This is a genomic window from Cupriavidus sp. 09_S30 (assembly GCF_056930435.1).
In genome coordinates this window covers 2,856,172-2,870,311 of sequence record NZ_JBXOWI010000002.1, presented here as the reverse complement: position 1 = coordinate 2,870,311, position 14,140 = coordinate 2,856,172, and the positions used below count along the sequence as shown (strand labels likewise).

9 protein-coding genes are annotated in these 14,140 nt (G+C 63.5%); 3 read left to right on the top strand and 6 right to left on the bottom strand.

Annotated features, from left to right (window positions below; translation table 11 throughout):
* Nucleotides 1-187 precede the first annotated feature (187 nt).
* On the top strand, nucleotides 188-1,318 hold the full coding sequence (locus AC1Z3O_RS33080) for an asparaginase (protein ID WP_483521262.1): 1,131 nt from the start codon (nucleotides 188-190) through the stop codon (nucleotides 1,316-1,318).
* A gap of 135 nt (nucleotides 1,319-1,453) precedes the next feature.
* Here the strand turns inward: AC1Z3O_RS33080 and AC1Z3O_RS33075 are convergent, their stop codons facing one another.
* The 4 genes from AC1Z3O_RS33075 to AC1Z3O_RS33060 are packed head-to-tail and all read right to left on the bottom strand — an operon-like array spanning nucleotide 1,454 to nucleotide 9,882.
* A complete protein-coding gene (locus AC1Z3O_RS33075; RefSeq protein WP_483521260.1) occupies nucleotides 1,454-2,446 on the bottom strand; it encodes a Bug family tripartite tricarboxylate transporter substrate binding protein in 993 nt (330 codons plus the stop codon).
* A gap of 39 nt (nucleotides 2,447-2,485) precedes the next feature.
* Nucleotides 2,486-4,948, bottom strand: a complete 2,463-nt coding sequence (locus AC1Z3O_RS33070; RefSeq protein ID WP_483521258.1) for a CaiB/BaiF CoA transferase family protein — start codon at nucleotides 4,946-4,948, stop codon at nucleotides 2,486-2,488.
* A gap of 21 nt (nucleotides 4,949-4,969) precedes the next feature.
* Nucleotides 4,970-8,287 carry an acetyl-CoA carboxylase family protein gene (locus AC1Z3O_RS33065; protein WP_483521256.1) on the bottom strand — a complete coding sequence of 1,106 codons (3,318 nt, stop codon included), beginning with the start codon at nucleotides 8,285-8,287 and terminating at the stop codon, nucleotides 4,970-4,972.
* A gap of 56 nt (nucleotides 8,288-8,343) precedes the next feature.
* Nucleotides 8,344-9,882 (bottom strand): acyl-CoA carboxylase subunit beta, encoded by a 1,539-nt coding sequence (locus AC1Z3O_RS33060; protein ID WP_483521254.1) that lies wholly within the window; start codon nucleotides 9,880-9,882, stop codon nucleotides 8,344-8,346.
* A 175-nt stretch (nucleotides 9,883-10,057) separates the two neighbouring features.
* Here AC1Z3O_RS33060 and AC1Z3O_RS33055 point away from each other — a divergent pair, with 175 nt between their 5' ends.
* A complete protein-coding gene (locus AC1Z3O_RS33055) occupies nucleotides 10,058-11,782 on the top strand; it encodes a sigma-54 interaction domain-containing protein (protein WP_483521252.1) in 1,725 nt (574 codons plus the stop codon).
* A gap of 447 nt (nucleotides 11,783-12,229) precedes the next feature.
* Nucleotides 12,230-12,658: a hypothetical protein gene (locus AC1Z3O_RS33050; protein WP_483521250.1), complete on the top strand. Its 429-nt coding sequence runs from the start codon at nucleotides 12,230-12,232 to the stop codon at nucleotides 12,656-12,658.
* A 781-nt stretch (nucleotides 12,659-13,439) separates the two neighbouring features.
* Here AC1Z3O_RS33050 and AC1Z3O_RS33045 read toward each other — a convergent pair.
* On the bottom strand, nucleotides 13,440-13,667 hold the full coding sequence (locus AC1Z3O_RS33045; protein WP_483521248.1) for a hypothetical protein: 228 nt from the start codon (nucleotides 13,665-13,667) through the stop codon (nucleotides 13,440-13,442).
* On the bottom strand, nucleotides 13,664-14,134 hold the full coding sequence (locus tag AC1Z3O_RS33040; protein ID WP_483521247.1) for an HAD family hydrolase: 471 nt from the start codon (nucleotides 14,132-14,134) through the stop codon (nucleotides 13,664-13,666). The genes AC1Z3O_RS33045 and AC1Z3O_RS33040 overlap by 4 nt, the downstream gene beginning before the upstream one ends.
* Between the last annotated feature and the right edge of the window lie 6 nt (nucleotides 14,135-14,140).

Below are 14,140 nucleotides of genomic sequence, written 5' to 3'. Positions count from 1 at the left end.
TCGGGTTGGCAGCGAAACCACCGACATAAACGCCCAGATGGGTCAATCGCCGCTCGCACCTTCGGCGCGAGGTTTCGCGGGGGTGACGCCGAAGTTACCAAGCTTCTGTCCGGTAGATCGCCAATAATGATTTCTGCAGGACGATCTATCTAGAAAGTCCACGATCACCCGCAGGAGGAATTTGACAATGCAAAGCACATCTCATGTTGAGGCGCGGCGCCAGAAGAGTGGATTGCATGGTCTTCTCGCCACTGTCGTCATGGTGGCCGCGACGGCGCTGTACGGCCCACAGGTTCGCGCAGCCGATGCTGACCAGAGTCGTTCCACCACTTTGCCGCGCGTGGCAGTGCTCGCGACCGGCGGTACGATCGCAGGCCAAGCCGCTACACGCGCGGCAAACGCCTATACCGCGGGTGCGGTCAGCGCCCAGCAACTGGTGCAAGCGGTTCCGGGTATTGAAAAGCTTGCGCGACTGTCAACCGAGCAGATCGCATCGATTGGTTCACAGGACATGAACGACAAAGTGTGGTTGACGCTCGCACGACGCATTCAGGAAATCTTCGATCGCAACGAGGCTGACGCCGTCGTGATCACTCACGGCACCGACACACTCGAAGAAACGGCGTTCTTCCTCGACAACGTGCTGCACACGGACAAGCCGGTTGTTCTGGTCGGCTCGATGCGTCCTTCCACCGCGACGAGCGCTGATGGTCCGAGCAACCTGTATGAAGCCGTCGAAGTCGCAGCCCATCCGCGCGCCCGCGGACGCGGCGTGATGGTCGTGCTCAACGACACGATCCAGGCGGCGCGCTGGACCACGAAGACCAATACGACGAGTGTGCAGACCTTCAAATCGCCGGATGCCGGTCCGATTGGCTACGTCGATCCGGCGAGCGTGCGCTTCATCACGCCCGCCTTCGCGCAGAGCGGCCGCAAGTATGCGCTGCCGCCGGGGGACCAACTGCCAAGGGTCGAGATTGTCTACTCACATAGCAATATGGACGCCGCGCAGATCGATCACGCGATCGCGGACAAGGCGAAGGGCATCGTGCTTGCGGGCGTTGGCGATGGCAATACATCGAAAGTCGCGCTCGACGCGCTGGAGCGCGCGGCGCGCCAGGGCATCGTGGTCGTGCGTTCTACACGCGTCGGTTCAGGCTTTGTCAATCGCAACGTCGAGGTGAACGACGACCGTTCCGGATTTGTCGTCTCGCTCGACCTGAATCCGCAGAAGGCACGTGTGCTCACCCAACTGCTGATCTCAAATGGCATTACCTCGCCTGCGCAGGTCCAGCAGGCGTTCGTGGCGACGTACTGATGATCTGGATTGCCTCAAACGTTGCCTCTCCGGTCATCTCCGCGACATCGGCTGGCGTGGCCACGCCATAGTGACAGTCAGCCACGCATGACTTCCTTTGCATCGTCAACCGGCTGTCGCGACTGATGGCCCCGATCAGTCCAGCGTAATGCCTTCGCGCTGGATTACCGCCGTCCAGTCTGCCTCTTCTTTCTCAATGCGTTTGGCAAAGTTCTCCGGGTCCACCATGACCACGTCGCCCTGCTGGCTCAGCGCACCCTTGGCCTTGGCGTCGTCAAGCGCGCCGCGCGTGATGGTGTGGAGCTTCTGAATGATCTGCGGCGGCGTGCCGGCCGGTGCCAGCATGCCGATCCAGAAGGTCGCGTTGAACGGGGCGAACCCGGCTTCCTCCACCGTAGGCACGTCGGGCAACTGCGTCATGCGCCTGGTGGAGCTGACGGCGAGCGGCTTCAGCTTGCCCGCCTTGATGTGCGGCAGCGCGGTCCACGGATCGAACGCGGTGTCGAGTTCGCCGCTGATCACGGCCAACTCGGCTTGCGCCGCCGATTTGTACGGCACATGGGTCGTATTGATCTTGGCGCGGTTGTTCAGCATGGCAAAGCTCAGATGCGCTATGTTGCCAGGGCCTGCGGAACCATAGCTGATCTTGCCGGGATGTTGCGATGCAAAGCGCACGAGATCGGTGACCGATCCGACCGAGTTCTTCTGCGACCATTCCGGGTTGGTCACCAGGATAAACGGCGCTTCGAGCACCAGTGTCACGGGAGCGAAGTCCCTCGGCTTGTAGTTGCCCTTCTTGTAGATATGTGGATTGATCGTGATGCTGCTGGAATTCGTGACCAGCAGCGTATAGCCATCAGGCGCCGACTTTGCCACCTCGCCCACGCCGATCAGTCCGTTAGCGCCAGCCTTGTTTTCCACCACCACGGGCTGGCCCAGCGCTTTCGTCAGTCTCTCCGACACCACGCGCGCCACGGTGTCGGTGAAGGAGCCCGCCGGGAACGGTACGATCATGCGGATCGGCTTGTTCGGCCAGTTGGCTGATTGCGCCGCGGCCGGAGCCGACATCGCGCCCGTAGCGAGTACCAGTGTGGCGATTGCCAATCCGAGTTTGCGTGCCTTGATCATCTTGTCTCCGTTGTCTGTCTTCAACAGTTTTGTTCGCGCTTAGACGTCTTTCGTACGCCTGGGCTTTGCAGTCCGACCAGTAATTCCCTGCCGCTCAAGGTTGGCCAAATGTTCCGGACCGAGTCCGAGCAGGCGCGCCAACACTTCGTCCGTGTGTTCGCCCAGGGTAGGCGCCGCGTTGCGGATGGGCATCGGATCCCTTCCCGTGCGGAACCATGCGGTACTGGCCGTGTACGTGCCAACGTGGTCACGCTCGACCACTCGCCAGAATCCGCGTGCATGCAGGTGCGCATCCTCCAGTACCTGCCACATGGGCCGCACCACGCCCGCGGCGATCCGCGCCATCTGAAGGTCATGCATCGCGGCTTCGGCATCGCGCTCCGCACACCATTGGCGGATGGCCTCGTCGATCCTGTCCTGCCGTGTACGACGCCCCGCTGCATGAGCGAGTTGCGGATCGTTCGCGAGATCCGAGCGCCCGATCGTTGCGCACAGCGCGGGCCACTGCGCGTCGGTAACCGTGAGCACAACCCATGCATCGTCGCCGGCGCAGCGGTAGCAGCCGTGCGGCGCGTGCATTGGATTGCGATTGCCCTGGCGGGGTGCCACACGGCCGCAGACCGACTGCTCGATGATGAACGGTGCAGCCATCGGCAGCATCGCTTCCACCTGCGACAGGTTGATATGCCTGCCCTTGCCCGTGGCCTGCTGCGCGAAGAGCGCCACCAGCATCGCGGCCCCGGCGTTCAGCCCACCGACCGGATCACCATAGGCGTATGACGTCATGGCCGGAGGACCATCGGGGTGTCCGGTGTAGAGCGGCAAGCCACTGGCCTGCTCGAGCGTTCCACCATAGGCGCGCGTATTGCTCCATGCATTGCCGAGCCCGAATGCCGGCATCGACAGCATGACCAGCCGCTCGTTCCTTGCGCGCAGCGCCTCGTAGTCGAGGCCCAGTTTCGGCAGGACCTCGGCGGAGTAGTTCTCGATCACCGCGTCCGCATGCTCCACCAGGTCGAGCAACAGCGCCTTGCCTTCTGGCCGCGTCAGGTCAAGCGTGATGCCGGACTTGTTGCGGTTCATCAGGAGGAAGTTCGAGTTCTTCTCGTAGAGTCGGTCGCGATAGAACTCTTCGGTGAAATGCGCGCCGCGCCACCAGTCCGGATAGCCGGTGCTTTCCACCTTGATGATCTCCGCGCCGAAATCCGCCAATGTTCTCGATGCAAGCGGCCCCGCCCATCCCATCGTCAGATCGATCACGCGTACGCCTTGCAGCGGCAACTGCTCGTTCGCGGCGCGCTTGAGCTGGCGACGGGGACGGTGGTTCAGACCGGCAGCCCGATACGCCGGATTGTGGGCGCCCAGTGCGGGTGCCACGCCTCCCGGCAATGGACCGGCCTCATCGAGCTGCAACGGTACGACGGGGCCTTCGAAACGCACGCCACCCGCTTCGACCGGCACGAACGCCCCGCGCTGCCGATGCACGTCCTGCCGCAGCAGCGCCTCCATGGTTGGCACGATGACGGCGGGATGCTTCTTCTCGCAAAGTAGCTCGAACCACTGCTGCGCCGTCCGCCTGCGAAACGCGGGGATCAGCATGTCGTCGATCTCGTCGGCACGAGCCATGCGTTCGGGGCCGTTCACATAGCGCGGGTCATTGCCTAGTTCGGGGCGCCCGATCGCTTCGCACAATGCCTGCCACTGGGGCAGGGTGTGCGTAAAGATGCCGATCCACCCTTCCGCCGTTTCGAAGATGCCTGCCGGATGCGTGCCGCAGAACCGGTTGACGCCAAGACGCCGACCCGGGTGCCGCTTGTCCGGCACCATGCCTGCTTCCATCTCGACGACACTCAACACGCATTCGTGCAGGCTCAGCACGTAGCGACGACTGCCCTGCTGACTGCCGATCAAGGCGGCAACCGCCGCGGAGAATGCCGTCAACCCTGCCGCAATCGCGGTTTGCACGTCGTGCGGCATATGCGGTGGACCGTCTACCGGTCCGCTGCCATGCACCGCCCCGGCAAGTCCACGCACCACGGCTTCAGCACCGGCGTAGTCGGCATACGGGCCGTGCTCGCCAAACCAGGTCAGCGCGACCTCGATCGGTGCATGGGCGCCACCGCTCCCCGCGAGCCACACCGGGCGCGCAAGCACGCCAGGGCCTTCGGTCAGCGGGCGCGCGTCGAGCACCACGTCGCAGGTTTGCGCAAGCCGGGTCAGCCACGCCTCATCGTCGGCATTGCCCGATGCCACCGTGACGCTGCGCTTGTTCGTATTCAGCCATGCAAACAGCGCACTCTCCGGCCGCACCGTGTTCCCTGCGGCAACCAGCGGCGGCATCTGTCGCCAGGCGTCGCCTGCCGCATCCTCGACCTTGATGACCTCGGCGCCGAAATCGGCAAACAGCTTTCCCGCGTAGGCCAGCGTGGGCCCGGTGCCGATCTCCAGTACACGCAATCCACCCAGCGCCAACTGCGCTGGATCAGGACGATTCTCGATCATGAAATCCTCCCGCTCAGGCGTTCACCAGGCATCGACAAAGCCGCGGCGCGCACGGCGGCCCCGTACTTCCGCAGATGCCATGCCCTGCGCAATCCATTTGCGTGTTTCGGCAGGATCGATCACGGCGTCGATCTCCACGGCCGCCGCCGTGTTGATCGCATGGCCACGCTCATAGGACTGCGCGACAAGCCTGTCGAACGCTGCCTTGCGTTCGGGGCCATCTGGCACGGCTTCGAGTTCCTTCTTGAAGCCGAGACGAACCGCGCCTTCGAGGCCCATCGGCCCGAACTCGCCGGTCGGCCAGGAGATCGTGAAGTTCGCCGAACGGAAGCCGCCGCCCGCCATGGCCATCGCGCCCAGGCCATAGCCCTTGCGCAGCGTGACGGCCAGCAGCGCCACGCGTAGCTTGGCTGCCGTCAGGAACATCCGCGAGACGTGGCGCACCTGCGCGCGCGCCTCGACATCCGGGCCGACCATGAACCCCGGGGTGTCGATCAGCGAGACGATCGGCAGGCCATGCGCATCGCAGAGCTGCATGAAGCGCGATGCCTTGTCGGCGGCGTCCGCATCGATCGCGCCACCAAGGTGATACGGGTTGTTGGCGATAATGCCCACCGGCTGCCCTTCCACGCGGGCCAGTGCCGTGTGAATGCCCGCGCCGAAGCCGCCGCGCAGCATCAGTACGCTGCCGATGTCGGCGATCCCCTCGATCGCCTTGCGCGTGTCGTACACGCGCAGCCGGTTCTCCGGCACCACGTGGCGCAGGTCGAGCGGGTCCGGTGCACTCCATTGCGCGACACGCCCCTGGAACATGGACAGATAGTGCCTGGCCGCGCGCGTGGCTTCGGCCTCGTTCTCGACCAGGATGTCGACCACGCCGTTGGCGTACTGCACCGATGCCGGCCCGACATCCTCGGGACGGAAGATGCCAAGCCCGCCGCCTTCGATCATCGCCGGCCCTGCCATGCCGATGTTCGCCGATTTGTCGGCGATGATGACGTCGCAGCAGCCAAGAAACGCGGCGTTACCGGCAAAGCAGCGTCCGGACACGACACCAACCACGGGGACCTCGCCACTCAACTCCGCAAATGCGGCGAATGATGGCTGGTAGAGGCCGGACACCGACGGAAAGTCGACATCTCCGGGGCGCCCGCCACCGCCTTCCGCGAACAGTACCAGCGGCAACTCGTCGCGCAGCGCCACCTCGACGATGCGGTCGGTCTTGATATGGTTGCGCTTGCCTTGCGTACCGGCCAGCACGGTAGCGTCGTAGGCCATTACGGCACTGCGCGCATGCTCCTTGCCAACCAGTTCGCCGTTGACATTGCCGATGCCCGTAATCAGGCCATCGGCCGGCGTGTTCGCGATCAGGTCTTCACGAGTGCGGCGCGATGCCTGCGCGGCCAGCGCCAGCCCGCCATATTCGACGAAGGTATCGGCATCGCACAGATCGGCGATATTCTCGCGGGCCGTGCGCTGGCCGCGCGAACGGCGCCGTGCCACGGCGTCGGGGCGGGCTTCGTCATGGAGGAAGGCATGGCGGTCCAGCACACGCTGTAGGTCCGCACGGATGGCATGCGGGTCATGGGCCTGCGCGGCATCCACTGACACGCCTTCGGCTTCCGCCTGCTCCAGCACGATCAGGATCTGGTGCTCGGATGCCTGGGCATTTTTTTCAATGCGCAGGTCGACCACGCGGCCCGCCGCTTCCGCAACGATCGCGTGCTCCATCTTCATCGCATCGAGCACGGCCACGGTCTGGCCCGGCTTGATGAGGTCATTCAGTTGTACCGAGATCTCAACGACACGTCCGGTCAGCGGCGCGCGAATTGCCACCAGGCCTTCATCGACCTGCTCTTCCGGTTCGAGCATGCGCGGTGCGTGCGCAGTGGACGGCCGTGCGGTGCCACCGAGCAGCGCTTGCTGGGCTCGCCCCGCCTCGGCGATGGCTTCCGCTGACGCGGCCAGCTCCGGCAGGATTGCTTCGAAATGCCGCGTATGCACATCCTGCGAGAGGAAGTCGTCGCGCTCCACGAGCGCGCGCAGCAGGTTCAAATTGGTCGGCACGCCGACAATGCGGAACTCTGCAAGGCTGCGTTGCAGCCGCCGCACTACGGCATCGAACTTTGGCGCTGCGCTGCTGACGATCAGCTTCGCTAGCAAGGTATCGAAGTTCGGCGACGGCGCATAGCCTGCGTAGGCGTGCGAATCGACGCGAACGTCTGGGCCCGAGGGCGAATCGAAGCGTTCCAGTGTTCCGTGCGCCGGGCGTGCGAGACCGGTGGCATCGGTCATTTCGGCGTTCACACGCACCTGGATCGAGAAGCCGCGCGGTTTGGGTGGCGCAGCGTGATCGATGCCGAGATCGCCGAGCGTGCGCCCAGTGGCCAGGCCGATCTGCAACGCGACAAGGTCGACACCGGTGACCTGCTCGGTGATCGTGTGCTCGACCTGCAAACGCGGATTGGCCTCGATAAAGACGAAACCGCTCTGTTTCCCGGCCTCGGCTTCCTCAACCAGGAACTCGAACGTACCAAGGCTGCGATAGCCAACACGCCGCGCCAGCCTGAGCGCGGCCTTGATGATTTCCTCGCGCATCTGGGGCTTGAGCACCGGGCTCGGCGCGATCTCCACCAGCTTCTGGAAGCGGCGCTGCAAGGTGCAATCGCGTTCGCCAAGCGCCACGACGTGCGACCCGTCCCCCGCGATCTGCACTTCGATATGGCGTGCCCGAACCACGAGGCGTTCGGCATACAGCGCATCGATGCCAAATGCGGAACTCGCCTCGGAGCGGCAGCGTGCGTAGGCTTCTGCAAGCTCTTCACGACGACGCACCACGCGCATGCCGCGGCCGCCGCCGCCACCGACGGCCTTGATGACCACGCCCGCACCGCCTTGCGCATCGAAGAACGCGGTGATGTCTTCCAGCGATGCGCCACCTCGCGTTGCCGGCATGACCGGCACATCGCTCTGCGCGGCAAGTTCCAGCGCGCGACCCTTGTCTCCGAACAGTGCAAGATGCTCGACGGACGGACCGACAAACAGGATGCCCGCATCGTGACACGCTTGCGCAAAATCGGCGCGCTCACTCAGGAATCCATAGCCCGGATGAATCGCATCGCTGCCGGATGCCTTGGCCGCCGCGATGATGCCTGCGATGTCGATATAGGCGGCTGGCCCTGTGCCGTCGAGGGCGACGGCTTCGTCCGCAAGAATCCGGTGCAACGCGCTGGCGTCATCCTGCGAGTAGACCGCAACGGTTTCGATCTCCAGATCGCGTGCGGCCCGCAGGACGCGCAACGCAATCTCCCCCCGATTGGCAATCAGCAACTTGTTCAAAGCTGTCTCCTTGTTCGATTTCTGGATGATTGAATTCGGTATGGCGGCCGGGCCGTTCAGGGCCGGATGCCGAACTTGCTGACACCGGTTTCGCGCAACGGCGCCGCAAGGTTGGCGAACTCGCATAGCAGCGTGCGGGTATCGCGCGGATCGATGATGTCTTCGATAACGAAGGCCTCGGCACTGCGGAACGGCGAAGTCAGACTGCGTACGCGCTGTTCGATCTCGGCACGCTTCTGCACGGGATCGTCGGCGCCCTCGATCTCCGCCTTGTAGGCGACATCGAGCCCGCCTTCTATCGGCAAGGCCCCCCAGTTAGCCGATGGCCAGGCATAACGGAAATTGAATCGGCCCATGTGCTGATGACCGGCCGCCGCGACGCCGTAGGCACGCCGCACGATGAGCGAGCACCATGGCACCGTGGCCTGATAGACGGCTGCCAGGGCGCGGACCCCGTAGCGCATGATGCCGGCCTGCTCGGCTTCAATGCCCACCTGAAAGCCGGTGGTATCCACAAGATTGACCACAGGCAGATGAAAGGTCTGGGCCAGATCGACGAAGCGCGTGAACTTCTCGGCCGCCGCGCCATCCCAGTTGCCGCCCTCGAAGGTCGGATCGCTGGCAATCACGGCCACGGGCCAGCCGTCCAGCCGTGCCAGACCGGTAACGATGGCGCGGCCCCATTGCATGCCGACTTCGAAGAAGGAATCGGTATCGACAAGCGCTTCGAGGATCGGGCGGATCTGATAGTCGGCACGACCATCGCGCGGTATTGCGGACAGCAGCCATTCGTCGCGGCGCGACGGATCGTCATTGCTTGTCACGCGCGGCGGCAGCTCATGGACGGAGCTCGGCAGATAGGACAGGAAGCGACGCGCGCGCGCGAAGGCGTCCTGCTCGGTGGCGACCTCGTCATCGACCACGCCATTGCGTGTGTGGATCTGGCTGCCGCCTAGCTGGTTCTTGCCGACGTTCTGGCTGTCACGCGGCAGGCCTTCGCTGAATAGCTGCGAGGTCTCCCTGACCATCAACGAATAGTGGCTCGCAACCACGCGCGCCGCGCCCATGCCCACGACCGAACCGAGCGCGAGCGAGACGACCGGCACCGTCGACATGTTCTCGACCACGTGTTGCCAGACCCTCATGGTCGGTATCAGCGTGTGACCCTTGATTTCGATATTGCGCACCGAGCCACCGCCGCCAGTGCCGTCCACGAGCCGCATCATCGGGAGGCGCAGTTCATGCGCCATCTTCTCGGCGTGAATCAGCTTCTCACCCGCGGCACCTTCGTTGGCACCGCCACGCACCGTGAAATCGTCACCCACCACTACCACTGGCCGCCCGCCGATTTGCGCGCGCCCCACAACGAGGTTCGACGGAACCAGGTCGACCAGCCGGCCGTTGCTGTCATAGCGACCGCTGCCGGTGAGGCCTCCGACCTCGCGAAACGAGCCGGGGTCGGCCAAGGCATCGACTCGCTCGCGCACCGTCAGCTTGCCGGCCGCCTTGTGGCGCTCGACCTTCTCCTCCCCACCCATCCTGGCCGCAAGCCGCCGACGCCAGGCCAGTTCATCGATTTCAGGCTGCCAGCTCACGGCTTGTCTCCGACCGATATTGTGTGTGCATGTCGAAAACACTTCGCACAACTCATGCCAGCGCCAAGCCGCGCGATCTGCCATTGATTTGATTGAGGAATCCTCAGTGCATGGCTATGATGTCCTCAGAAACGACACGAAACTGTCCGCAGCGCGGACATTTCAGGAGACACAAGTGTCCTCAGAGACAACACAGCCAGACGGCGACCGAACAGTGCTTGGCGTGCTGGTACGCACACGACATGGCGGCCGAGTGGCAGCGATAGGCGTTTGTGCAGACGCCGCCGTTGCGGACGCCGCCGAATCCGCGTGTGAACGCGCCACGATGGCTGGCAATGGCCGCAAGCTCTTTCCGGTGGAGGTGAAAAAGGGAGGGCAACGCTATATCGGATTGGCCCTGCAGGATGACGAACATCAGTTGATCCTCGTACACGGCGCCCGCGCGCAGGCCGTACTGTTCGATTTCCTCGGCACAGTGCCTTTCGCTGGCGCAATCCTCGACTACTTCCTGAACGACCCCTACCAGGCCATCACCGTGGTCGACCGGGATGGCCGCATGCGTTTCATCAGCCCGGTCCACGAGAAATTCCTCGGACTCGAACCTGGCGCGGGCACCGGCCTGCCCGCTGCGGACGTTATTCCGAACTCCCGGCTGCCGCAGGTGGTGGCGAGCGGCAAGGCAGAGATCGGACAGTTGCAGCAGCTCAATAACGGCGCCACACGCGTGGTCAATCGCATTCCGATCCGCCAGGACGGCGCAGTGGTGGGCGCCATCGGTCAGGTCATGGTCAAGGGACCGGAAGAGCTGGTCCGTATGCACAAGGAACTGTCGGCATTGCGTTCGGAGGTCGAACGGTATCAGCGCGAATTCGATGGCCTGCGTGAAAGCCAATCCACGCTCGGCCTGATCGGCGAAAGCGCACCGATGCAGCGGCTGCGCCGTGAAATCCAGACGGTGGCACGCCTCGATGTGCCGGTCCTGATCCTGGGTGAGAGCGGGACTGGCAAGGAACTGGTAGCGCGCGCGATTCATGTGGCAGGCCATGAGCCGATGAGTGAACGGCCCCTGGTGAGCCTCAACCTCGCCGCCCTGCCGTCGACGCTGATCGAATCGGAACTGTTTGGACACGCGCCGGGTGCCTTCACGGGAAGCCGACGCCAGGGGCAGGCTGGCAAGCTCGAACTGGCCACCGGCGGCACGGTGTTTCTCGACGAAGTGGCCGACATTCCGATGGAAATGCAGGTCAAGCTGCTGCGCGTGCTGGAAGACCATATGGTCGAACGGCTCGGCAGCGGACGAGCCAAGCGCGTGGATTTCCGCCTGGTATCGGCCACCAATCGCGAAATTTCCGAGCTGATCGATGCGGGACGCTTCCGTCTGGACCTGTATTACCGGCTCAGCGGCGTGGTGCTGCGCATCCCGGCACTGCGGCAGCGTCGCGAGGATATCCCGGCATTGCTGCAACACTTCGTCGATGCGTTCTGCTCACGCAACGGCATGCCTGCGCCGAAGATCGAGCATGACGTGGCGCGCCATCTTGCCGGGCAGCCTTGGCCCGGCAATGTGCGGCAGTTGCGTCAACGCGTTGAGGAAGCGCTGGTGTTCTGTGACGGACGAACATTGCGCGTGGCGGATTTTGCGCGCGGCGAAGCGGCGCGAGGGCTTGCAAGTTCGGCAATCGTCGGTGACGTGCGCGCGCCAGAGAGCGTTGGCTTGTCGCCGCCGGCACCTGCTGCGCTATCCCCGGAAGCCCGCGCTGCGAGCGGACTGAGCGACCTTGCCTATGCGGCAGTACTGGAAGCGATCGCTCGCCACGGCGGCAACAAGAAGCGCGCGGCAGAGCAATTGCGAATCTCGCGCTCGCATTTGTACAAGATTCTGGAACGTGGGGCGGGGTAGGGAGGATGCCGGCAGCCAGGCCCAGGCCAGTTCGAGGAAGAAAAATTACGCCGCCAAGAAGTGGCGCAATATACCTGTTGATGACCCGACATCTGTGTCGGCAGAAACCTGGCAGCTCCCGGCCATGAAGGGTCACTCGTTTTCTCCTTATTTCGGCCGATCAAGTGGCGGCTCCGCTTAGTAATCGGCCGATCTGTTCGCGTCGATGAGCATCAATTATCGGCCGGAGCAGACCATGCCAATAGGCCCCATGCTGTCTTCAGAAACTGACTGCATTCAAATGATCGCGTCGGCTGCCGGCCTTCAAGAAGCCAGTCACCTGTGCCTGAAGAGGCGCAGCAGCGCCACAGGGAATGGGCATTTGAGGTGTTCCTGGGGATGCGCAAGGATTTCCCACGAGTAATATGGCCAGGATATCGGAGCAAAAAGCCACGGAAGGAGGTCTGTATGTCCACGAGCAATACACCGTCGGTCAACAACGCCACGCGGCTCGTCGCGGCATTCACGTTTTGCATTGCCAGCACGCTTCTCACAGGCATCGCGCATGCACAGAGCTTGAAGGAGCAGGCTGACCGCCGTTTCAACCAAGCACGAAGGAGCGTAAAAATGGTCGAATCAAGAAACGGACTTTGGAGGCGGAAGGGTGCAATGCTGGCCGCAGCCGGACTCCTGGCGCTATCGGGCGCTGCCCTGGCCACCAACCAGTCGCAACAGCGCCAACAAGGCAGGAACGCAAACCAGGCTGCCAAACAGGAAGCGCGAGCGGGCAAGGTCGACTGCCGAGCTGCAAACCAGAAGAGCAACTCCCAATGCCGGCAAGAAAAGCGCGACACGAAGCAGGAAGGCCGCCAGCAAAAGCGGGACATCAAGTACTAGCGCTGGTTGCGTGAGTATCAAGCTACAGCGTGGTCGTGGGACCATGCAGAACGTGCCGACGGGTGCTTCGCGCGCCCCGGCAGCGCCGCGCCGCATGACCGATGCACCAGCCCCGCCAATAGACCGTGTGGCCGTTCTGCCCTTGAAAGCCGCCGCTGAGCCTGCGCTGCGTCGAAGGGCAGCTCAGGGTCGAGAAGAGACAACTGGGGGCTCATTTCACGATATCTCCACGGTCATACAGGGCCGGTCCACGTCGATTGGCCTTCGCGCACTGCCATTCTCGCCACGGCTAGCCCATGGGTCCGAGAAGGCATTTATGTAGAAGAGCTTCACGCACCTTTCCCGCGCTCGTGTGGCGGCAAGGCGCCGCAGGGTTTGACGGCGCCAGCGTAATCTTCATTCGGTCACTGGATTGTCCATGTCGCCCGGCTTGATCTCCCTCACCGTTCGACCGGTTGCGATGCTGGTTAGGAGCCAGTTTCCAGTGGAAAGGGGCGTCGCCCTTGTACCTGGGAACAAGCGCTCAATCTTGTTACGGCTACTTTCCATTCGCCTTCGCTCCGCCTCCTCGGCTACCTCCATAAGCCAAAGCAGCAGCATCCCTACCCGCGATAGGCAGACCACCAAGCAGACGAACATGGCGACACCGACCATCCACCAAGGCAAGTGCACCCCAAACCAGGTCGCGCCATCCGGTGCCCAAAACCACGAGTACCCAAGGAAGTTCCCGAAGACGAACAGCAAGCGGCTGCGCGTCAGGCAGGCTCTTCGGTCCGCGTACTCAGAGACGACCTTCCTTAAGCAGCATCTCTGCCTGCAGGATGATCTCCTCGACGAACCATCCATCCTCGGCCGCTTTGGCGAGCCGCTCAACTGATAAGGTGTCCTGCAGTGCGCGGTTGTCACTGCGCGTGACGCGCACGGTAGCGCCGGACTTGTGAACTGCAGTCCGGGAGATGGGCTCGATCGTCCAATTGGACAGCCACACGGGCGGCTCGTTGCCGGTCATTGCTCGATCAGTGGTGGGATTTCTGTGAGGCATCGGATGGACGCGACGCCTAGTTGCGGTGCACCATCGCGGACAAGATGCAGTGCCTGCATGCCAGCGAGTCTCGGGCCATCATAGTCGGCGGCGAACGTGTCGCCCACCATGAGGGTCTCGGACGGCGCGGTGCCAAGTGCGGCCGTGACCCACTGGTAAAAGGCAGGATCCGGTTTCAGGTGGCCAGCCTCAAACGACCAGCCATAAGCGTCCAGATCAAAAGGCAGCAAGCGCAAGAGCGGGCCGGCGTATCCGGTGGCGCAGGCAGCGGCCGCTAAGTCAACACGTGTGGCCATCGCGAGGCGGCGGCCGGCGCTGCGGTCCGAGTAGCTCGCCAGAATCTTGGCGATCGGGTGGCGCTTGTCGGTGATATCGCTGAGCATGCCAAAGTCGTCGAAGACGACGGCGCGGATGGGTCGGATGACCGGTGGCATGGTTGG